This is a genomic window from Herminiimonas glaciei (assembly GCF_042664955.1).
In the GTDB taxonomy this organism is placed as follows: domain Bacteria; phylum Pseudomonadota; class Gammaproteobacteria; order Burkholderiales; family Burkholderiaceae_D; genus Oxalicibacterium; species Oxalicibacterium glaciei.
Map to the genome: position 1 here is coordinate 2346952 of NZ_JBHTBU010000001.1, position 21797 is coordinate 2368748.

The window sequence follows — 21797 nt, forward strand, 5'->3', positions numbered from 1 at the left end:
GCTGCATAGCGCGCTCTTTTATGTCAGTGGCGCTTAACCCAACCACTTTGCAATTGACAACAGCAAGACCAGCAGCATCCACAACAGCAATGCACGCCATACCAGGCCCACTGTACTTTGCAATGCACGGCTGGACGCTTCTTCGCCGAGCGGTGCTTCGGTTTCGATATTGATCGAGTCGACCATCGCCGCATCGGCCGGGATGACTTCAGCCACGGTTTCGACCGGTGCCCCCAGGCGTATGCCCATCGCGCCGCCACCTGCGGACAGGATGATGCCGATAGCTTCGTCCTGCCAGCGACCGGCGAAATTACGCCATGCGTAAATCGCATCTTCGAAATTACCGACCACGGCAAATGCCGCCGCCGTCAGGCGTGCCGGAATCCAGTCTATCCAGTAAAAGGCTTGCGATGCAAAACGGCCGAATTCTTCACGTTCTGCCATTTTTGGTTCGTTCCAGATACGTGCCAGGTATTCAGCTACGCGATACATCACCGCGCCGACCGGGCCCAACGGCGTCAGGATCCAGAAGAACACGCCGAATACATTGCGGTGCGTGGTGACCAGCGCGGTTTCCACTGCAATGCGCGCGACTTCGCTGACGTCCATGCCGGCAGTATCGCGCTTGGTCCATTCAGCCAGCAGCGAACGTGCAGTCGCTTCATCGCCATTGTTCAGGGCCAGCTGGATAGAGGTGAAGTAATGACTGTAATGGCGGAAACCCAGTGTCAGATAAACTACACCTACGTTCACGATCAAAGCGGCCAGCGGACCAAGCTTGATGCTGATCCAATACAACAACGCTACCGGAATGCAGAAAGCGGCGATCATCAGGGCCCAGGCCAGGCGTCCGTGATGCGCCTGACCGGCGTTGAACGACCCTTCCAGCTTGGCCGCCAGTGCTCGCGCCCCGGCGTAGACCGGATTATCGGCACGCAGCGGTTTTAATTGCTCGATCAATAGCGCAAAGAAGATGGAGAAAAATGTCATTAAAGCGCCTTAATAGTCAGTCAACCCATACGATAACGCAGCACTTCGCGAGAATCAAATAAAGCGAAACATAATAATTAGCGTTACAGCCAAAGTCTGTAAGATCCCGGCGCAAACGACTTACGCCCGGAGGAAATGAAATAGATTGCGCAACATGCCGGCAGTTGCGCCCCAGATGAAAAACCTGTCATACGGCATCACATAAAAGGTACGGTTGCCGGTTACGAATTCTGCGGTACGGCGCTGGTGGTGCATGCCATCCATCAGGAAGGCGAGTGGCACTTCAAACACCTCGGCCACCTCGAACGGATCCGCCTTCACTTCAAACGGCGGCTTGACGATGCCCACCACCGGTGTCACGCGGAAACCGGTGCCGGTGTGGTATTCAGGCAGGGTACCGATGACATCGATATGGCTGCGGCTGATGCCAACCTCTTCTTCGGTTTCACGCAAGGCCGTGGCAATCGCCGACTCGTCATAACTTTCCATCCGACCACCGGGGAAACTGATTTGTCCTGCGTGGTCATTCAGGTGCGCCGCCCGTTGTGTGAACAGGATGGTCGGGCCATTCTCTTCGCGCAGCACGATAGGCAGCAAGACCGCGGCTTCGGTTAAAGGTCCGCTCATCGGACGCACCAGGCGCTCCACCGTGATTTCCGGCGACCATGGCGGCGGATTCAAAAAGCGCGCACGCAAAGCTTCATCCCGCAAGCGATCGGAGGCAACAGCCTCTTCGCCGCCAAGCGAATCTACCGGCAGTAATTCAGGATCAAAATGCAGTCTGGCCAATTCAACTTCCCAATACAAATAATGAATGCGAATCTGTAGGTCGCATCGCCCACAACAAACGTGGACGCCTTGCAAACAGCCGAATACAAGATACAGCTACCTGAATGCAAGTTTGCACTTACATCACTTTAATTGATGTTAAACCCGTCACAGCCTGAGCACCAGATTTAACAATCAAAAAATGCCGCCACAAAACAAAAAAGACACCCGAAGGTGTCTTTTTTGTTACTACCGAATGAATTGCCCGGACGAATCCGATATAAGCAATTATTCCGCCGCTTGTTTTGCTGCAACGCGACGTTGTGGCAGTTTTTCTTTGATACGTGCCGATTTGCCCGAACGTTCGCGCAGATAGTACAGTTTTGCACGACGTACATCACCGCGACGTTTGACTTCGATCGATGCGATCAGCGGGGAATACAGCTGGAACGTACGTTCGACGCCTTCACCCGACGAGATCTTACGAACGATGAAGTTCGAGTTCAAGCCACGGTTACGACGGGAGATGACAACACCTTCGTAAGCCTGGGCACGTTTACGTGTGCCTTCAACTACGTTGACGTTGACGACCACTGTATCGCCAGGAGCGAAGTCAGGGATGTTTTTTGCCAGGCGAGCAATTTCTTCTTGCTCTAATGTTTGGATCAGATCCATTTTTATTACTCCAAAAACCATCGTGCCGGCGCCACGTATTCATTTGCCCGGTAGAGGATGGGGTTACACATTGCAGGGCTTTTACTGCACCCCGCTCGATACAACATACTGCTTACAACATACTGCTCAAAAACTTTTCATCGCTACGTGTCAGCAATCCTGCTTCACGTGCCTTGACGATCAGGTCCGGTCGTTTCCTTGCGGTCGCTTCCAGCGCACGTTCGCGGCGCCATTTTTCGATCTCGACATGATGGCCACCCATCAACACTGCCGGTACCGCTGCACCTTCGTAGACTTCCGGTCGCGTGTAATGCGGACAATCGAGCAAGCCATTAACGAAGCTGTCTTCAACCGCCGATGCATCATCATGCAAGACCCCGGGCAACTGTCGGATTACTGCATCCATCAATGCCATCGCCGGGATTTCACCGCCTGACAGGACGAAATCGCCGAGGCTGATTTCTTCATCGACGCAGCTATCCAGAAAGCGCTGGTCTACTGCTTCATAACGTCCGCACAACAAAACCAGACCCGGCTCTGTCGTCAGCTGCATCACGCGTTCGTGGGTCAATGCCTTGCCTTGCGGCGACAAATACACAACACGGGGTGCAGCCAAACCTTGTTCTGTCTGCCTTGCCTTGGCCGCCTGTACGGCTGCCTCCAGCGGCTTAACCATCATCACCATGCCAGGACCGCCACCATAGGGGCGATCATCAACGGTACGATGCTTATCGCTGGTGAAATCGCGTGGATTCCACAAAGACAATGCACATTTCTTTTGCTCAAACGCGCGTCGTGTAATACCCGACTGCGTGATCGCCGTGAACATTTCCGGAAACAGCGTGACGACATCAAATTGCATCTCGCACACCCCTCCAAACGCGGTGACTAATAGTCCAGTCCCCAGTCCACCGTAATTTTTTTTGCTGTTCGATCAACCGTGATGACAAACTGCTCAACGAACGGGATCAGCAACTCTTGCGGCGCAGCCTTGAGATCAGTCGTTTCAGCAGCCTGCGGTACAGCAACGCGCAAAATAGGATGCGCACCGTTGTCCATCATGTCGCTGACCTGACCCAGGTGTTCGCCCTGCAGATTTTCGACTTCCAGGCCGATCAGATCGACCCAGTAAAATTCATTGTCTGACAGTGCCGGGAAATGACTACGCGGGATCTGTACGGTTGCACCTTTCAGCGCCTCCGCAGCATCTCGCCCTGCCACACCCATCAACTTTGCGACCACATCACCGGTATGAATCTTGGACTGCATCATTTCCACGTCATGGAATTCCGGCTTATCCAGCCACCATGTCTTGGCAGTTAACAATGCATCCGCATCGGCCGAATAGGGTCTGACCCTTACCCAGCCATTCAATCCATACGCACCGGAGATGTAACCAACCAGCACCAAATCTTCAGGAACTTTCATTCCCGATGCCGTTTGATTCGACAAAACTTAAGCGGCTTTTTTGCCAGCTTGTGCAACCAGGCGAGCTACGGTTGGCGACAGTTGTGCGCCGACGCCTTGCCAGTAGGCCAGACGGTCTTGCACAATGCGGACGCTTTCTTCAGCGCCAGACGCCACCGGGTTGTAAAAACCGATGCGTTCAATGAAGCGACCATCGCGGCGATTGCGCGAATCTGTAGCAACAATGTTAAAGAATGGGCGCTTTTTTGCGCCACCACGAGCTAAACGAATAACGACCATAATATTTCCAAAAAGTGTCTGAACACGGAAAAAGCCGCAAATTATAGCCCAAGTAGCGCAGCACCTGCAAGCTGCTTCATCAAGGCTGGCAATATCGGTGTGGCAAATCGGGCAATCAGGCATTTCCACAGGGGAAAAGCTTTTGCGACGCGCTATCCATCTGCCCGTACAATAGGTAAAAACCGGGCCAGACAGATAATATTTTGAGTAAAACGCTGGGTTTCGCTGCATTTTCACACGTTTCTCATCAAGAAGCGCTGTTTTCAAGCCAAATTTGGCCTTTTTAATCGAGAAATAGCAGAAATATGCCAAATTCGCACAAAAACAAAACCCTCAGCACGCTGCTGGCCACCCTTTTTGGCGGTCTCGGCCTGCATCGCTTTTATCTGTACGGCAAAAAGGACTTATGGGCCTGGGTGCATATCATTTGCTTCCCTTTCTCAATTTTTGCCGGTTTCATAGGCGCTCTGGTCATCGGCCTGACGCCGGATGAGAAATGGGATGCGCAACACAATGCGCATTCGGGCCGCACTTCGGACTCCGGCTGGGCCGTCATCGTGCTGGTAGTGCTGACCTTTGCGCTCGGCTCAACCGCCCTGATTGCCACCATCGCGCGCGGCTTCGACCTCTACCTGACCGGCGGCGCATTCGGCTGAAATCCGGCAGGACCATCCTTTTGCACTGCCCCAGCGCAGTGCAAACAACGTAGCGGGTGAGCAGCACTAGTGCGTCACCCTCCCGTCCATCGCACTTGCACCTCTGTTAATCCTCCTCTTGCACCTGTTAATCGCATGGCACGTATAGTGCTTTTGTGAAACTCGCCATGGCACCGCCAATGGTTCAAACAAGTCTTCAGGGGAGTTTCATGATCATACGTTCCGCGTCCTCCGCATATATTGCGCTGGCTTTGGCCGTTCTCGTTTCCACCCTTTTATTCAATAACGCATCCGCGCAAAGCACAGCGCCGGAAAGCGCGACCACCAGCAACGAAGTTCAGGCCCCGCCCCTGACCATGCCGATGATTGCGGAGCCGACTGCAGTTGCGCCGGAGCCCGCCGCCGAAGAAGCCCCCTTGACCAAACCCACCGTCGTTGATGCGAGCAAAATCAGCGCCGGTGATACCGCCTGGTTACTGGCGTCAACCGCCCTGGTGCTATTCATGACCATCCCCGGCCTCGCCCTGTTTTATGCCGGCATGGTGCGCAAGAAAAACGTCCTGGCCACGATGGCGCACAGCTTCGCCGTCACTTGCCTGGTTACCGTGATCTGGGTCGTCATCGGTTACAGCCTGGCCTTCACGCCCGGCTCTCCTTATATAGGCGGATTGGATCGCGTCCTGCTCAACGGCATGGAATTCGCGAAAGAAGCAGGCAAGGTCAGCGTCAGTGAAATCGCACCGACGATACCGGAGAGCGTCTTCATCATGTTCCAGATGACCTTCGCGATCATTACGCCGGCGCTGATCACCGGTGCCTTCGCCGAACGCATGAAATTCTCCGCGCTGCTGATGTTCATCACGCTGTGGTCCATCTTTGTCTACGCACCGGTGGCGCACTGGGTGTGGGAACCGGGCGGCTGGCTGGCAACCCGTGGTGTGCTGGATTTTGCCGGCGGTACGGTGGTGCATATCAATGCCGGGGTTTCCGGCCTGGTCGCAGCCATCATCATCGGACCGCGCCTCGGCTTCGGCAAGGAACCGATGCCACCACACAACCTGGTGCTGACGGTGATCGGTGCCAGCATGCTGTGGGTCGGCTGGTTCGGCTTCAATGCCGGTTCCGCAGTGGCGGCCGACGGACGCGCCGGGATGGCGATGCTGGCGACGCAAATCGCGACCGCAGTCGGTGCTTTGGCATGGATGCTGATCGAATGGCTGCGTCGCGGCAAACCCTCGGTACTCGGCCTGGTGTCAGGTGCGGTATCCGGCCTGGTGGCAATCACGCCTGCGTCCGGCTTCGTCGGCGTCAGTGGTGCACTCGTCATCGGTGCTGCCGCCGGACTCGCCTGCTACTGGGGAGCGACCACACTTAAATCCAAACTCGGTTACGACGATTCACTGGATGTATTCGGCGTGCATGCGATTGGCGGCATCGTCGGCGCACTGCTGACCGGTATCTTTGCGGTGGAAAGCATAGGCGGTGCACAAAGCAGCTTCGGCAACCAGGCCTTTGGTGTCATCGTCACCGTGGTCTTTTCGGCAGTCATGACGGCCATCATCCTCGGCATCGTCAGTGCCCTGGTCGGCTTGCGCGTGACACCGGAAGCGGAACTCGAAGGGCTGGATCTGGAACAACATGGCGAGCACGTACTATGACGGAAGAACACCATTCACGTGCCGAGCTGGAAACCCATGCCTTTGCCTTGATGGGTCGGCTGCATGTGAACCTGAGGCGGCAGAGCGGGCGCGTGATCGATATCGAATACATGCGTATCGATCCCGCTTACTGCCGCTACCTGTTGAAAATGGCTTCGTTGTCGACCAGTGAAGAAGTACAGGAACTGGGACAGAAATTGCAGGAAGTGTTTTTTGGCGAAGAAGGTTTATTCGTCCGTACCGAACCGCGCCAGCCCCTGCTGGCACGGCTGCAGGAGCCGGCACCATCCGCTCCTGCACCCGCTGCGACAACACCGACAGCCACACCAGCCGCAACAGATAATGCCGACCCCGTCGACCGCGGCTATATAGGACGCCTGCGCTAAGCCGGCTCAGAACTGTGATTCATCCAGCGCCAATACGCCTGCGCTGCCGCCGGTAATCGCGCTGCGATAAGCGCCGGCCTGCGACAGGAAATAATCAGCAAAAAAACGTGCAGTCGCAATCTTGGCCTGATAGAACTTCGCATCACCGCTACCGGCATCCAGCTTCGCTTGCGCAATCAACGCTGCACGTCCCATCTGCCAGCCGCACAGCACAATACCGGCCAGCTTCAGGTAAGGCACGCTGCCGGCGAACACGCCTTTGATATCGGATTGAATATTCGCTACAACATAGGCGACCACATCTTCCAGCGCCGTCGAGGCCGCCGCCAGGTGTACACCGATTGCCTTCAGGTCCGGCGTGGCTGCGCGCGCCAGTTCCGATTCGGTGGCGCGTACTGCGGCAATAATGCCGCGCGCCACCGCGCCCCCATCACGTACGGTTTTGCGGCCAACCAGATCATTCGCCTGGATCGCGGTCGTGCCTTCATAAATCGTCAGGATACGCGCGTCACGATAGTATTGCGCCGCACCGGTTTCTTCGATGAAGCCCATGCCGCCATGGATTTGCAAACCGGTCGATGCGACATCGATGGACATCTCGGTCGACCAGCCCTTGATGATGGGCACCAGGAATTCGTAAAAGGCTTGTTGCGCATCACGTACTTTTTCATCGCTGTGATGATGCGCAATATCAAAGGCGGATGCGCCGACATAGGCCAGCGCACGCGCTGCCTCGATCTGCGCCCGCATCGACATCAGCATGCGTCGTACATCCGGCTGATGGATAATCGACACCGCAGTCGCCGAACCTTCGAGGTCTTTCGATTGCACACGGTCTTTCGCATAAGCGACGGCCTTTTGATAGGCCCGTTCCGCCACGCTAATGCCTTGTATGCCAACCGCGAAGCGGGCCGCATTCATCATGATGAACATGGTTTCCAGGCCGCGATTCTCTTGCCCGATCAGGGTCCCGATAGCGCCACCGTGATCACCGAATTGCAGCACTGCGGTCGGGCTCGCCTTGATCCCCAGCTTGTGTTCAATCGAGACGCAGAACGCATCATTGCGTGCGCCCAGCGAGCCGTCTTCATTGACCAGGAACTTCGGCACCAGGAATAGTGAAATCCCCTTCACCCCTTCCGGCGCATCCGGCGTACGCGCCAGCACCAGGTGGATGATGTTTTCCGCCATATCGTGTTCACCATAGGTGATGAAAATCTTGGTGCCGGAAATCTTGTAAGTACCATCGCCTTGCGGCACCGCGCGCGTACGCACCAACGCCAGGTCGGAACCCGCTTGCGGTTCGGTCAGGTTCATGGTGCCGGTCCATTTACCGGCGATGAAATTGGGCAGGAATTTTTCTTTTTGCTGATCGGAGCCGGCCGTCATCAAGGCTTCAATCGCGCCATCGGTCAACAAGGGACACAAGGCAAACGACAGGCTGGCCGAGTTCAGCATTTCCATGCATGGTGTCGCCACCAGCTTGGGCAAACCCTGGCCGCCGAAATCAGCCGGATGCTGGACACCTTGCCAACCTGCCGCAGCATACGCCCTGAAGGCTTCCTTGAAGCCGGGCGTGGTCGTGACCGTGCCATCTTTCCATACACTCGGATGACGATCACCGGCCTGGTTCAGCGGCGCAATCACTTCACCGCAAAAGCGCGCATTTTCTTCCAGCACCGCTTCCACCGTTTCCGGCGTCGCATCTTCGCAGCCGGGCAAGGCATTGATAGCAGCCAAGTCGGCCAGTTCGTTCATCACGAACAACATGTCTTTCAAGGGGGCAACGTAACTCATGCAAGACTCCTAAAAGGAAATGGGCAGGACGTTCAGCTATTTGCAGTGTGCCAGAAAAAAACCTGAACGCACTACATCTGCTGCCCGCCCTGCCCATTTTTGCCGCAGCGACACCCGGCCGCTGCAGTCGCTTTGTCTTGCTTAACCCAGTTCCGTTACCAGCTGCGGTACGATTTCAAACAGATCGCCGACAATGCCGTAATCCGCCACCGAGAAAATCGGCGCTTCCGGATCCTTGTTGATCGCAACGATGGTTTTTGAATCCTTCATACCGGCCAGATGCTGGATCGCGCCGGAAATACCGACCGCGATATACAGTTCAGGCGCAACGATCTTGCCGGTCTGGCCGACTTGCCAATCGTTGGGTACGTAACCGGCGTCGACCGCCGCACGCGAAGCACCCATCGCCGCACCCAGCTTGTCAGCCAGCGGCTCAAGGATCTTGAAGCTTTCTTCCGAGCCCAGGCCACGACCGCCGGAGACGACGATCTTGGCAGCGGTCAGCTCAGGACGGGCCGAGGTTGCCAGTTCACGCGAGACGAAAGACGATTTACCGGAATCAGCCACTGCAGTGACGTTTTCAACTGTTGCCGAACCGCCTTCTGCCGCGGAGTCAAAAGCCGTGCCACGCACGGTGATCACTTTCACCGCATCTGCCGATTGCACGGTTGCAATCGCGTTACCGGCATAGAAAGGACGCTCGAAGGTATCGGCGGAAACCACTTTGGTGATTTCGGAAATCTGCGCCACGTCCAGCTTGGCGGCCACGCGCGGCAAGATGTTTTTACCGTAGGCGGTTGCCGGTGCCAGGATGTGTGAATAATTGGCAGCCAGCGCCAATACCTGCGCCGCTATGTTTTCAGCCAGGCCGTCGGCAAACTGTACGCCGTCGGCGACCAGTACTTTGCTGACGCCTGCAATCTTTGCGGCGGCTTGTACCGCTGCATCAGCCTGGTGGCCGGCGACCAGGACGTGTACTTCACCGCCGCATAGTGCGGCAGCGGTAATGGTATGCAGGGTGCTGCCCTTGAGGGAAGCATTATCGTGTTCGGCAATGACGAGTGCTGTCATGTTGAATTCCTGTGATGTATAGCTATGGAGCAGCGGTGCCGTGCACACGCTGCTGCAGATGATTAAATGACTTTGGCTTCGTTCCTGAGTTTTTCGACCAGTGTTTTCACGTCCGGCACGATGATGCCTGCCGAGCGCTTCGCCGGCTCAACGACTTTCAGGGTTTTCAGGCGCGGCGTGACATCGACGCCGAGGTCGGCCGGCTTGAAGTTTTCCAGCGTCTTTTTCTTCGCCTTCATGATATTAGGCAAAGTCACATAACGCGGTTCATTCAAACGCAAGTCGGTCGTCACGATCGCCGGCAATGTCAGCGATACGACTTCGAGGCCGCCGTCGACTTCACGTGTGACCTTAACCTTGTCGCCATCGATTTCCACTTTCGACGCATAAGTCGCTTGCGGCCAGTCCAGCAGCGCGGCCAGCATCTGGCCGGTCTGGTTGGCATCGTCATCGATGGCTTGCTTGCCGAGGATGATCAGTTGCGGCTGTTCTTTATCGGCAATTGCCTTCAGCAATTTGGCGACTGCCAACGGCTGCAACTCGACATCGGTTTCCACCAGGATCGCGCGATCCGCGCCGATGGCCATGGCGGTACGCAGGGTTTCCTGCGATTGCAGGACGCCGCAGGAGACAGCGATGATTTCTGTCGCCTTACCGGCTTCTTTCAGCCGGGTCGCTTCTTCCACAGCGATTTCATCGAAGGGGTTCATCGACATTTTGACGTTGGCGATATCGACGCCGGACTGATCCGATTTGACGCGGACCTTGACGTTGAAATCGACCACACGTTTGACTGGAACCAACACTTTCATAGCTATGCCTTTGAAAAAGTCACAAGGACGTAAATGTAAACTAAGAAAGATTATAAACGGAAGTGGCGCAGAAGCTCAGTTCCGGCCCTTATGACCAGCCTGGCGGTAGGGATAAACCGGGGGAATGGATGCAGGTCGGTGCTTGGGCTCAAGCCGTATATATCCTGCGATTGGGGATAAAACAGGGGCGCGACGCTGATCAGATATAGAGCGCGGCGCCCGTCTGCTTATTTGCGTTGCATGAAGAAGGTAAAGACTTCATCTTGCTGGCTTTGCTCCAGCAACTGGTTACCTGTTTGTTTGGCGAAAGCCTGGAAATCGCGTACCGAACCCGGGTCGGTAGCCTGTACACGCAGCACCTGCCCGCTCACCATCTCCGCCAAGGCCTTCTTGGTTTTCAAAATTGGCAGAGGGCAATTCAAACCCCGTGCATCGAGGTCTTTGGTAAATTCCATGGTCATACTCTCACTTCAGTAACGAGAACCCATACACCCCTATCGGCGAAATGCGTTCTGATAAATCAGGCATTTGATTCTACTCTCAAACACCTTAAGGGAATGGCCGTGGGCCGGGGATACATCTTATTTAACAATTACTTGCAAACTGCTGCCGCTTTTTCATGCCGTGCGGAAAAAATGCCGTTCCCGCCACAAAAAGCAAACGGCGCAAGCAGGTAAACAAACCCGCTTGCGCCGTCACAAATAAATTAAGCGCGTTCGCCTACCCAGGCGGCGACGCCTTGCAAGGCGGCCGGTAAGCCACTTGCATCCGTGCCGCCGGCTTGCGCCATATCCGGCTTGCCGCCACCCTTGCCGCCGACTTGCTGCGCGACAAAGTTGACCAGGTCACCGGCTTTAACCTTGGCGATCGAATCCGCGGTGACGCCTGCAATCAGGCTGACCTTGCCGTCGTTGACAGCTGCCAATACGATGGCGGCGGTTTTCAACTTGTCTTTCAATTTGTCCATGGTGCTGCGCAGGGTTGCCACATCGGCACCTTCCAATACCGCTGCCAATACCTTGATGCCTTTGACATCGACGGCCTGTGCCAGCAATTCATCGCCTTGCGACGACGCCAGCTTGCCTTTCAGTGCACCGACTTCGCGTTCCAGCGCCTTCATCTGGTCCAGCACCTGTGCCAGGCGTGGTTCCAGTTCTGCCGGCTGGGTCTTCATCATCGCTGCCGCGCTATGGATGACCGCTTCCAGGTCTTGCACATAGCCCAATGCCTTGGCACCGGTAATCGCTTCGATACGACGCACACCTGCCGCCACGCCGCTTTCACCCATGACCTTGAACAAACCGATATCGCCGGTACGACTGACGTGGGTACCGCCGCACAATTCACGGCTGGAACCGATGTCCAGTACGCGTACGGTTTCGCCATACTTTTCACCGAACAGCATCAGTGCGCCGGTCTTTTGTGCCGATTCGATATCCATTACACGGGCTTGCGTATCCGAGTTCAACAGGATTTCCGCATTCACGCGTTTTTCGATTTCGAGGATTTGCTCACGTGTCACCGGTGCATTGTGCGCAAAGTCGAAACGGGTTTTATCCGGATCCACCAGCGAACCTTTTTGCTGCACATGGTCGCCCAGCACTTCGCGCAAGGCTTTGTGCATGATGTGGGTCACCGAGTGGTTGCGCATGGTGGCGGCACGACGTGCACCGTCCACTGCAGCCTTGACCTTGTCGCCGACCGTTAACGTACCTTGCGTCTGCACGCCATGGTGGCCGTAGACATCGGCTTTGATTTTTTGCGTATCTTCGACGCCGAACTGCACGCCTTCGGCACTGATGAAACCCTGGTCGCCGACCTGGCCACCACTCTCCGAATAGAACGGTGTGGTATCCAGCACCACGATACCGGCCTGGCCTTCTTTCAGGCTTTGCACTGCCGTACCTTCGAAGTACAGGCCAACCACGGTCGCCTGCTCTTCCAGGTGTTCGTAACCGGTAAAGGTATTGCCCGCGCCGGTGTATTCGACTGCGCGTTCCATCTTGAACTTGCCGGCGGCACGACCTGCGGCCTTTTGTTTTTCCATCGCGGCGGCAAAGCCTGCCTCATCGACGCTCAAGCCACGTTCACGACATACGTCCGCCGACAGGTCGAGCGGGAAGCCGAAGGTATCGTGCAATTTAAATGCGACTTCACCCGGCAATACCTTGGCATCGCCGGCCAGCGCCCCGTCAAGGATTTCCATGCCGTTTGCCAGCGTTTCAAAGAAGCGCTCTTCTTCCGCTTTCAGCACATCGGTAATGCGTTGTGCATCGGCTTTCAGTTTTGGATAGGCTTCGCCCATTTGCTCGACCAGGTCTTTCACCAATTTGTGGAAGAAAGGTTTCTTTTGGCCGAGCTTGTAACCGTGGCGAATCGCGCGGCGGATGATGCGGCGCTGTACATAACCACGACCTTCATTGCTAGGAATCACGCCGTCGGCGACCAGGAATGCGGTGGCGCGGATGTGGTCGGCGATGACTTTCAGCGAATTATTGCTGAGGTCTTTGGTATTGGTTTCACGACCGGCGGCCTTGATCAAAGCCTCGAAGGTATCGATCTCGTAGTTGCTGTGCACGTGTTGCAGGATCGCAGCGAGACGCTCCAGGCCCATGCCGGTATCGACGCAAGGTGCCGGCAGCGGTTTGACCGAGCCGTCTTCCGCCATATCGAATTGCATGAAAACGTTGTTCCAGATTTCGATGAAGCGATCACCGTCTTCATCCGGGCTGCCCGGAGGACCGCCGGCGATGTGAGGACCGTGGTCATAGAAAATTTCCGAGCAAGGACCGCATGGACCGGTATCGGCCATCATCCAGAAGTTATCCGATTTATAGCGACCACCCTTGTTGTCGCCGATGCGGATCACGCGCTCAGGCGGCAAGCCGATTTCCTTGGTCCAGATATCGAAGGCTTCGTCATCCTCGATATACACGGTGGCCAGCAATTTCTCGGCCGGCAAGCCGTAAACCTGTGTCAACAGTTCCCACGACCATTTCAGCGCATCGCGCTTGAAGTAATCGCCAAAGCTCCAGTTACCCAGCATTTCAAAGAAAGTATGGTGACGCGCGGTATAACCGACGTTTTCCAGGTCATTGTGCTTGCCGCCGGCGCGCAGGCAAGCCTGGACCGAGGTGGCGCGGGTATATGGGCGCTTGTCTTCGCCGAGGAACACATCCTTGAACTGCACCATCCCCGAGTTGGTGAACATCAGCGTAGGATCGTTGCCGGGCACCAGCGGACTGGATGCCACGATCGTGTGGCCTTTGGATTCGAAGAACTTCAGGAATTTTTCGCGGATTTCGGACGAGTTCATGTTCTGGCTAAAAGTAAGGAAATGGGTGGTGCAAACGGGAGATTATACGTGATATGGGCCGGATAACCCTGCCCGTCGTATGGTTGCCGACACAGGAAAGTGCTCAGCGCAGTGAAGGGGAAATATGCGCGGGTTCTTCGCCGAAATGCGGGCCGATCAGGTCGATACGGTCGGTACAAAAGCCATCCACGCCCCAGGCCAGGATTTCCTTCGCCCGGGCCACATCGTTGACGGTATAGCAAAAAAGCCCGAATCCGGCCTCTTTCACCGCCCGCGCCAGTAGCGGCGTCAGGTGTTTGTGGTTGGTATTGAGTGAAATCGCGCCCAGCGCCAGCAGGCGCTCATGCCAGTCCGGTGGCACTTCATCGACCAGGAAAGCACGCGGGATGTCCGGTGCCGCCAGTTGTGCCGCCTGCAAGGCCTCGAAGGAAAACGATGACAACAGTGGCAAAGCGCCGGGGGAGCGATCCAGTGTATGTTCAAACATGCGTTTGGTCGCCTGCGCCACCACCCAGCCAGTGCGGTCTTCATAGCCCGGCACCGGCTTGATCTCTATATTCATCCAGATATTGTGATGGTTGCAAAAGTGCGCGACTTGCTCAAAGGTCGGGATCGGCTCGCCTATAAAGTCGACGCCGAACCAGGCACCTGCATCGCGCTCGGTCAGCTCCTGCGCGCTAAAGTCGGCCACATTGCCTGCCCCTTCCACCGTCCGCCCGAAATCCGGATCATGCATAACGATGGGAACGCCGTCCTTGGACAGCATCACGTCGAACTCGACCGCATAAAAACCATGCGTCAAACCGCAGCGCATCGCGGCTATCGTGTTTTCCGGTGCTAGTACGCCGCCACCGCGGTGCGCAACAATCTTGGGATATGGCCACATAGTGTTATTCCAATCGACTCAAGAGCGCACAGTGTATATCAGCGTGCTGCTGTCAATATAGCCGAGCTTCCTGCTTTTTCAACACAAGACCCGTTACACAAGACCGAATTCGCAACAACATATAAAATGTCCGCGCTACCGCAATCCGCCGGAACGGGCTGAAATTGAGTTCACCCCGGCGCGACTTTGCCTTCAACTCAATCAGGAATACACATGTCAACATTCGACTGGGCCAACCCCTACCCATCCATCCGTGCACCGCTGTTTGCGCGCAACGTGGTCTCCACCTCGCAACCGCTGGCGGCCCAAGCCGGTTTGCGCATGTTGCTAAAAGGCGGCAACGCCGTGGACGCCGCCATTGCCGCAGCGGCTGCCATCACCATCGTCGAGCCGGTTTCCTGCGGCCTTGGCAGCGATGCTTTCGCGCTGGTGTGGGATGGCAATCAATTGCATGGCCTGAACAGCTCCGGTACTTCGCCGGCCGGCTGGACCACCGATTACTTCAAGCAAAAACACAACAACCTGATCCCGGAACGCGGCTGGGATGCAGTGACCGTACCCGGCGCCATCGCCGGCTGGGTCGCACTGTCGCAAAAATTCGGCAAACTGCCGTTCGCCGACCTGCTGGAACCGGCGATCGAGCTGGCCGCCCGCGGCCACATGGTCGCGCCGGTCGTACAGAAAAAATGGAATAACGCGATTCCGATCCTGAAAAACCAGCCCGGCTTTGCCCAAGCCTTCATGCCGCATGGTCGCGCGCCGCATGTAGGCGAACAATTCGTCTTCAGCGATGCCGCCAAGACCCTGACCAAAATCGCCGAAAGCAATGGCGAATCCTTCTACCGTGGCGAGCTGGCCGAATCCATCGTCAACTACGCGAAAGAAAACGGCGCAGTCATGACATTGGCCGACCTCGCCGGTTTCCAGCCGGAATGGGTCACGCCTATCCAGAAAAACTACGCCGGCCACACCGTGCACGAAATCCCGCCGAACGGCCAGGGTATCGCCGCGCTGATCGCACTCGGCATCCTCGACAAGCTCGACATCAAACGCTTCCCGGTCGATTCGGTCGAAGCACAGCACATGCAGATCGAAGCAATGAAGCTGGCCTTCGCCGATACCTACAAATGGGTTGCCGATGAAAAATACATGACCGAAGTCACGGTCAAGGACTTGCTGGACGACGGCTACCTGAGCGAACGCGCCAAGCTGATCAATATGGACCAGGCCACCCGCGCCAGCCATGGCACGCCACCAAAAGGCGGCACCATCTACCTGACCGCGGCAGATGAAAGCGGCATGATGGTCAGCTTCATCCAGTCCAACTACATGGGCTTCGGCTCCGGCGTGGTGGTTCCAAATACCGGTATCAGCCTGCAAAACCGCGGCTTCAGCTTCAACACCAGCCCGCGCCATCCAAACTGCGTGGCACCGAACAAACGTCCGTTCCACACCATCATCCCGGGCTTCCTCAGCAAGGATGGCAAACCGGAAATGAGCTTCGGCGTCATGGGTGGCAATATGCAACCGCAAGGCCATGTACAAACCCTGATCCGCATGCTGTCCTACAATCAGCAACCGCAGGCAGCCTGCGATGCACCGCGCTGGAAAGTCAATGTCGGGATGTCGGTCGACGTCGAGGAAACCATGCCGCCGGATGTACGCGCTGCCTTGCTGGCACGCGGCCACAAGATAGAAAACATCGCCGACAGCTATATGGATTTCGGTGCCGGCCAATTCATCTGGAAAACCGAAAACGGCTACATCGCCGCCAGCGATCCACGTCGTGACGGGCAGGCGGTCGGTTACTAAGCAACATACGCAGCAGCGTTTTTCACATCGCTTCACACTCTCGTAACGCCAGTGTCATTGCTTTGTGCGAATATTGTTACAAGTATCAAAACCAATTAGTACTGCCACGATCTACACATCGTGTGCAGTACTGCTTGTATGATTTACTGTGACTATGTTTTGCATGGAGTGGAGAATCGATGAAGCGTAGTGAAATGCGTCACAAGATTCAAAATAGCAGCCTCGGCTTCCTCGCCGGCTATGTGGACACATTAGGTTTCGTTGCACTGTTTGGTTTATTTACCGCGCACGTCACCGGCAACTTTGTACTGATCGGCGCAGAGATGGCGCACCCGCAAGGCGGGCCGCTGCTCCTCAAAATCCTCGCCTTCCCGGCCTTCATCTTCGGCGTCGTCTTTGCCCGCCTGTTCATCGCATCCCTGCTCAAACGCGGCCTGCACGCACTGTGGTACGCCTACATCCTGCAACTGATCCTGTTGATCGCCTTCATGGTGCTCGGCTACCTCGCCAGCCCGATCGGCAATGAACCCACGCTGATGGCGGAACTGGCCGGCATCGTCGGTGCGATGGCAATGGGCACGCACAGCGCTTGCGGCCGCCTGCTGTTGTCCCACCTCGCGCCGACCGCCATGATGACCGGCAACGTAACCCAGCTCGTGATCGATTCGGTGGACGTCATATTCGGCTCCGCCAATGAAGCGGTCAAACAACGCTGCATCAAATTCCTGTGGCCGGTGCTCGCCTTCGGCATCGGCGCGGTTGGTGCCGCTTTTGCCTATCAATATGCAGGCTTCCTGGCGCTGCTGTTGCCCATCTTTATACTGCTCTACCTGATGTACATAGAGCGCGGCGTCATCAAACGCCTGCAAAAAGAAAAAGACAAGGAAAAAGCCCGGCTGGCCGGCAAACCCGACGCAGCCAAAACGGCCTCCGCCAGTTGAAGCTGTTTTTACACGCGTAAGCACAAGTGCAAACAAGCGGGTATTAGCACGAATGTTGCTGCTAAAGCGGCAACGCAAAGTTGCCAACCGTTCGTATCCGGATTGCCACTTGATCTCTAGGGGTATATGAATGTCCGCTTTCGCCGGCGAATTCAAGCGATGGGAACGTTAAAGGCTACGTAAATAGCATGGAGGTGCAATAACTCGCCTGCCGACGCTGTCCGACAGACGCATCACTGGATATCAACAGGCGAAACCTTGCCACTATGGGAGGTTCAAGTCCAGACCGAGCTTCGTGGCAAAGATGAAGGTGACAAACACCAGGACTGCGAGCGTTAGCACGAAGACTATGGCAACCTTGCCGCCCGCGCGTAGCACCGCGCGCTTCTCCTTCGCGCTGTCCTTCTCCTTCGTCCCTTGATCGTAATGCCACTTGATGGCGAAGAACATGCCAATGCCGAGCACGAGAACCTTGAAGGTTACGAAGCTTATAAGGGTCCAATCCGTCATTTTGAGTATTTCCAGGCTATTACTTGACACTATCCGGCGTGAGGAGCACTCCCTCAAGACGCTGCATGACATCTCAATCGAAGTCGCTTTATTCTAGTTTAAGAAAACCGCGATCAACATTGGACATAAAGCCCTAGGACATAATGTCCTCAATGACTTACCAGCCCTTCCGCCCCACAAACTTGATGCACCAGGCACCATCCCGGGCCCGCCGCGCATCAGCAAAAACCCGTCTGCGGCCGGCTTCAGCCATTTATGGTTCAACACCCGGCCGCCTCGGGTAAAATGCCCTTTACTTCTTAATATTGCGCACTAACCTGCGCCCAGCCCAGACCACGTATCCATGAGCAACGATTCAAAGAACGGCAGCACCAATCCGACCCCGGCCCCTTCCAACTTCCTGCGCGGCATCATCGAAGCCGATCTCGCCGCCGGCAAACACGAAAATCGTGTGGGCAAGGATGGCCAGCCGCTGCCCAAGGTCATCACCCGCTTCCCGCCGGAACCGAACGGTTACCTGCACATCGGCCATGCCAAATCGATCTGCCTCAACTTCGGCCTCGCACGCGACTACGCCGGCCGCTGCAACCTGCGCTTCGACGACACCAATCCGACCAGGGAAGAACAGGAATACGTAGACACCATCATCGACAGCGTCAAATGGCTGGGCTTTGACTGGAAAGAAGGCGACAAGGAACACCTCTACTTCGCCAGCGACTACTTCGACCAGTTGTATGAAATGGCCGAATACCTGATCAACCAGGGCCACGCCTATGTCGACAGCCAATCCGCCGAAGACATGGCAAAGAACCGCGGCAACTTCGGCGAACCGGGCAAGAACTCGCCTTTCCGCGACCGTCCGGCCGCCGAATCGCTGGACTTGTTCCGCCGCATGAAGGCTGGTGAATTCGAAGATGGCGCGCACATCCTGCGTGCCAAGATCGACATGGCATCACCGAACATGAACCTGCGCGACCCGGCTATCTACCGCATCCGTCACGCCCATCACCATCGCACCGGCGACAAATGGTGCGTGTATCCGATGTACGACTACGCGCACCCGATAGAAGACGCGATAGAAAACATCACGCATTCGGTCTGTACGCTCGAGTTCCAGGATCACCGTCCGTTCTATGACTGGGTCCTCGAGCGCCTGGCTGAAGGCGGCTACTTCGCCAAGCCGCTGCCGCATCAATACGAATTCTCGCGCCTCAACCTGACCTACATCGTCACCAGCAAACGCAAGCTGCGCCAACTGGTAGAAGAAAGCATCGTCGAAGGCTGGGATGACCCGCGTATGCCTACCATCGTCGGTATGCGCCGTCGCGGCTACACGCCGGAAGCGATCCAATTGATGTGCGAGCGTACAGGCGTCACCAAATCCGACGGCTGGATAGACTACAGCGTGCTCGAAGGCGCACTACGCGAAGACCTCGATGAAAAAGCGCCACGTGCCATCGCGGTACTGCGTCCGCTCAAACTCATCATCGACAACTTCCCCGAAGGCGAAACTGTCGAATGTTCGGCACCGGTGCATCCGCATCATCCGGAGCGTGGCAACCGCACTTTCCCGATCAGCAAGGAACTGTGGATAGAACAGGAAGACTTCATGGAAGTGCCAAGCAAAGGCTACTTCCGCCTCTTCCCCGGCAACAAGGCACGCCTGCGTTATGGCTATGTAGTTGAATGCGTGGGCGCGGACAAGGATGCCAACGGCAACATCACCGCCGTCCACTGCACCTACTTCCCCGACAGCAAATCCGGCACCGAAGGTTCAGCTAATTACAAAGTCAAAGGCAATCTGCACTGGGTTAGCGCCGCACACGCGCTGGAAGCCGAAGTACGCTTGTACGACCGCCTCTTCACCGACCCGCATCCGGATGCAGGCGGCAAGGACTTCAAGCTGGCGCTGAATCCGAATTCGAAAGAAGTGGTGACAGCGTTTGTGGAACCTGGCGTGGCTTCAGTACAGCCGGATGAAAAATTACAGTTTGAGCGTCATGGTTACTTTGTTGCGGATCGCGTCGATAGCACGGCTGGGAAGCCTGTGTTTAATCGGGTGGTGACTTTGAAGGATGGTTGGGGGAAGTAAATTAACATTACCCTACTACAAGGTATCTGAATCAATAAACAACGCCCTCAAGTTAAGGGCGTTATCCATTTTAATGTCAAACACACCAAATTTATACAACTCAAACTCAAATACCCTCCCGTGTTATCGTATAAATGAGTAATGCTGTAACACGCCCAATCTTAAAATGTAGGCACCTTGAAGAAATTACTTGTAACTGACGTAGACAATACACTTCTAGATTGGCAAGCCTTATGGTTTGAAACTTTCTCCGCAATGGCTCGCCGCGCATTGGATATATCGGGGATAGATCCTGACAGATTTTACGCAGAATGCAGCATCGTCCATCAAAAACACGGCACCAGCGAATACGCTTTTCTATTGACCGAATTACCGTGCCTCATCGAACTATACGGCGCCAATCTTCTTTCAGCAATGCAACCAGCAATCGATGAATATAGGGTAGTTCGGCGTAAACACTTGAAGTTGTATCCTCAAGTACTTGAAACACTTCGAGAGCTAAAGCAGTCTGGAATAGTCATCGCAGCTTTTACCGAATCCAAAGCGTTTTATACAAACTATCGCTTCAGAAAATTAGATTTAGATGGCGTAATAGATGTTCTTTATTCCCCTCCAGATCATGAGATTCCTTTTAACAGTGAAGAAATACGCAGATACGATAGCGCGACCTATCAGCTCAAATTTACCGATCACAGGTTAACGCCTGAAGGCGAATTAAAACCAAATCCTCATATTCTTTCATCAATCATTGAGGAACTAGGATTTACTAAAGCCGAAACCGCATATGTTGGCGACAATCTATTAAAAGATATCCATATGGCTCAAGAAGCCGGTGTTATGGATATACATGCAAAATATGGAGCCGCTCAACACAAGGCAGAACAGTATGATCTACTAAAAAAAGTGACGCATTGGACAACTGAAATGGTAGACCGAGAACAATCGGCACTTAGCCCCGGAGCGATTAAACCTACGTACACACTTCACTCTTCATTTTCAGAAATTATTTCAATACTTAAAGATGAAAAAACATGAACGAAATCACAATTCAAGTAGAAATTTGGAAAAAAATTATTGATGTACAACAGCACTTCAATGATCTTGAGTTGAGGATACGTAATTTTGCGCTAATTGTTACGGGTGCGTTCATTGGTCTTGGTGGCTACGCGATAAAGGACGGCGGCTTTATTACTATATTGGGCACAACGATATCAGTGGCAGGACTTGTTGTTTTTTGCTCTATTCTTCCTTGGATAGCCTTTTACCTTATGGATCGTATGTGGTATCACAGACTGCTTAACGGTGCAGTAAAAGCTGCCGCTCCCGTGGAGTTGCGTCTTCAGGAATTGGGCATAGAAATCTCACTCGGAACTGAGATTAGCAAGTCTAGTCCAGTAAAAGTATTGGGATTCACCGCTCATTCACGACACAAGATGGATTGGTTTTATGGAATCATCGGGATTGCCATAATCATTCTTTCCGCAACTCTCGCTTTCGGAACAAAGCCGGTTGATCAAACTCAGTCCAAAGAGAAAGCAACAACTATTTCCGGCGCACTGCCAGGAACCCTAACCGCCCCAGCCGTCACATGTCCTCCAGTAGTTCATAACAACATTCATCTACCTGTCACCTACCCTACATCTTCCTCTACCCAAGAAATCCAACTTCGATCTAATGAAATATCGAAATAAGACAATGCATAAAAGTAAATCACTGATTT

21 protein-coding genes are annotated in these 21797 nt (G+C 55.0%); 8 read left to right on the plus strand and 13 right to left on the minus strand.

The genetic code is table 11. The features are described from left to right. Nucleotides 1–33 precede the first annotated feature (33 nt). The 6 genes from ACFQPC_RS10555 to rpsP all read right to left on the minus strand — a co-directional run bounded on the left by ACFQPC_RS10555 (nucleotide 34) and on the right by rpsP (nucleotide 4140). Complete coding sequence (locus ACFQPC_RS10555) at nucleotides 34–990, minus strand: CobD/CbiB family protein (protein ID WP_382271804.1); 957 nt, start codon at nucleotides 988–990, stop codon at nucleotides 34–36. 120 nt (nucleotides 991–1110) lie between these two features. After that, nucleotides 1111–1779, minus strand: coding sequence for a CoA pyrophosphatase (locus tag ACFQPC_RS10560; RefSeq protein ID WP_382271805.1), 669 nt, complete (start codon nucleotides 1777–1779; stop codon nucleotides 1111–1113). A 267-nt stretch (nucleotides 1780–2046) separates the two neighbouring features. Then, complete coding sequence (gene rplS, locus ACFQPC_RS10565) at nucleotides 2047–2433, minus strand: 50S ribosomal protein L19 (RefSeq protein ID WP_382271806.1); 387 nt, start codon at nucleotides 2431–2433, stop codon at nucleotides 2047–2049. Between the two features lie 112 nt (nucleotides 2434–2545). Next, nucleotides 2546–3295, minus strand: a complete 750-nt coding sequence (trmD, locus tag ACFQPC_RS10570; RefSeq protein ID WP_012078457.1) for a tRNA (guanosine(37)-N1)-methyltransferase TrmD — start codon at nucleotides 3293–3295, stop codon at nucleotides 2546–2548. Between the two features lie 26 nt (nucleotides 3296–3321). Beyond that, nucleotides 3322–3861 (minus strand): ribosome maturation factor RimM, encoded by a 540-nt coding sequence (rimM, locus tag ACFQPC_RS10575; RefSeq protein ID WP_382271807.1) that lies wholly within the window; start codon nucleotides 3859–3861, stop codon nucleotides 3322–3324. A gap of 27 nt (nucleotides 3862–3888) precedes the next feature. Continuing rightward, a complete protein-coding gene (gene rpsP / locus ACFQPC_RS10580; RefSeq protein ID WP_041296344.1) occupies nucleotides 3889–4140 on the minus strand; it encodes a 30S ribosomal protein S16 in 252 nt (83 codons plus the stop codon). Between the two features lie 305 nt (nucleotides 4141–4445). On the opposite strand from rpsP, the gene ACFQPC_RS10585 reads away from it, so the two are divergent. The 3 genes from ACFQPC_RS10585 (at nucleotide 4446) to ACFQPC_RS10595 (ending at nucleotide 6840) form a co-directional block, all read left to right on the plus strand. Then, nucleotides 4446–4796: a TM2 domain-containing protein gene (locus tag ACFQPC_RS10585; RefSeq protein WP_382271808.1), complete on the plus strand. Its 351-nt coding sequence runs from the start codon at nucleotides 4446–4448 to the stop codon at nucleotides 4794–4796. A 209-nt stretch (nucleotides 4797–5005) separates the two neighbouring features. After that, nucleotides 5006–6454 (plus strand): ammonium transporter, encoded by a 1449-nt coding sequence (locus ACFQPC_RS10590; RefSeq protein WP_382271809.1) that lies wholly within the window; start codon nucleotides 5006–5008, stop codon nucleotides 6452–6454. After that, complete coding sequence (locus ACFQPC_RS10595; protein WP_382271810.1) at nucleotides 6451–6840, plus strand: hypothetical protein; 390 nt, start codon at nucleotides 6451–6453, stop codon at nucleotides 6838–6840. Before ACFQPC_RS10590 ends, ACFQPC_RS10595 begins: the two co-directional genes overlap by 4 nt. A gap of 6 nt (nucleotides 6841–6846) precedes the next feature. Here the strand turns inward: ACFQPC_RS10595 and ACFQPC_RS10600 are convergent, their stop codons facing one another. From ACFQPC_RS10600 to ugpQ, 6 genes are all read right to left on the minus strand, one after another. Continuing rightward, nucleotides 6847–8637 (minus strand): acyl-CoA dehydrogenase, encoded by a 1791-nt coding sequence (locus tag ACFQPC_RS10600; RefSeq protein ID WP_382271811.1) that lies wholly within the window; start codon nucleotides 8635–8637, stop codon nucleotides 6847–6849. Nucleotides 8638–8778: 141 nt separating this feature from the next. After that, complete coding sequence (locus ACFQPC_RS10605; RefSeq protein WP_382271812.1) at nucleotides 8779–9708, minus strand: electron transfer flavoprotein subunit alpha/FixB family protein; 930 nt, start codon at nucleotides 9706–9708, stop codon at nucleotides 8779–8781. 62 nt (nucleotides 9709–9770) lie between these two features. Next, complete coding sequence (locus ACFQPC_RS10610; RefSeq protein WP_382271813.1) at nucleotides 9771–10520, minus strand: electron transfer flavoprotein subunit beta/FixA family protein; 750 nt, start codon at nucleotides 10518–10520, stop codon at nucleotides 9771–9773. A 227-nt stretch (nucleotides 10521–10747) separates the two neighbouring features. Further along, on the minus strand, nucleotides 10748–10975 hold the full coding sequence (locus ACFQPC_RS10615) for a sulfurtransferase TusA family protein (protein ID WP_012078448.1): 228 nt from the start codon (nucleotides 10973–10975) through the stop codon (nucleotides 10748–10750). A gap of 251 nt (nucleotides 10976–11226) precedes the next feature. Then, nucleotides 11227–13836, minus strand: coding sequence for an alanine--tRNA ligase (alaS, locus tag ACFQPC_RS10620; protein ID WP_382271814.1), 2610 nt, complete (start codon nucleotides 13834–13836; stop codon nucleotides 11227–11229). A 103-nt stretch (nucleotides 13837–13939) separates the two neighbouring features. After that, a complete protein-coding gene (ugpQ, locus tag ACFQPC_RS10625; RefSeq protein ID WP_382271815.1) occupies nucleotides 13940–14722 on the minus strand; it encodes a glycerophosphodiester phosphodiesterase in 783 nt (260 codons plus the stop codon). Between the two features lie 213 nt (nucleotides 14723–14935). Between ugpQ and ggt the strand changes: the two genes are divergently transcribed. Next, nucleotides 14936–16534, plus strand: a complete 1599-nt coding sequence (ggt, locus tag ACFQPC_RS10630) for a gamma-glutamyltransferase (RefSeq protein WP_382271816.1) — start codon at nucleotides 14936–14938, stop codon at nucleotides 16532–16534. Between the two features lie 179 nt (nucleotides 16535–16713). Continuing rightward, nucleotides 16714–17475: a YoaK family protein gene (locus tag ACFQPC_RS10635; protein ID WP_382271817.1), complete on the plus strand. Its 762-nt coding sequence runs from the start codon at nucleotides 16714–16716 to the stop codon at nucleotides 17473–17475. 264 nt (nucleotides 17476–17739) lie between these two features. Here the strand turns inward: ACFQPC_RS10635 and ACFQPC_RS10640 are convergent, their stop codons facing one another. After that, on the minus strand, nucleotides 17740–17985 hold the full coding sequence (locus tag ACFQPC_RS10640) for a hypothetical protein (RefSeq protein ID WP_382271818.1): 246 nt from the start codon (nucleotides 17983–17985) through the stop codon (nucleotides 17740–17742). Nucleotides 17986–18328: 343 nt separating this feature from the next. Between ACFQPC_RS10640 and ACFQPC_RS10645 the strand changes: the two genes are divergently transcribed. From ACFQPC_RS10645 to ACFQPC_RS10655, 3 genes are all read left to right on the plus strand, one after another. Continuing rightward, the gene (locus tag ACFQPC_RS10645; protein WP_382271819.1) at nucleotides 18329–20077 is read left to right on the plus strand and encodes a glutamine--tRNA ligase/YqeY domain fusion protein; all 1749 of its coding nucleotides are present in this window, start codon (nucleotides 18329–18331) and stop codon (nucleotides 20075–20077) included. A gap of 177 nt (nucleotides 20078–20254) precedes the next feature. Next, nucleotides 20255–21112 (plus strand): HAD family hydrolase, encoded by an 858-nt coding sequence (locus ACFQPC_RS10650; protein ID WP_382271820.1) that lies wholly within the window; start codon nucleotides 20255–20257, stop codon nucleotides 21110–21112. Beyond that, entirely contained in the window at nucleotides 21109–21768 is a 660-nt protein-coding gene (locus ACFQPC_RS10655) for a hypothetical protein (protein ID WP_382271821.1), read from the plus strand. The genes ACFQPC_RS10650 and ACFQPC_RS10655 overlap by 4 nt, the downstream gene beginning before the upstream one ends. The last annotated feature ends 29 nt before the right edge of the window (nucleotides 21769–21797 follow it).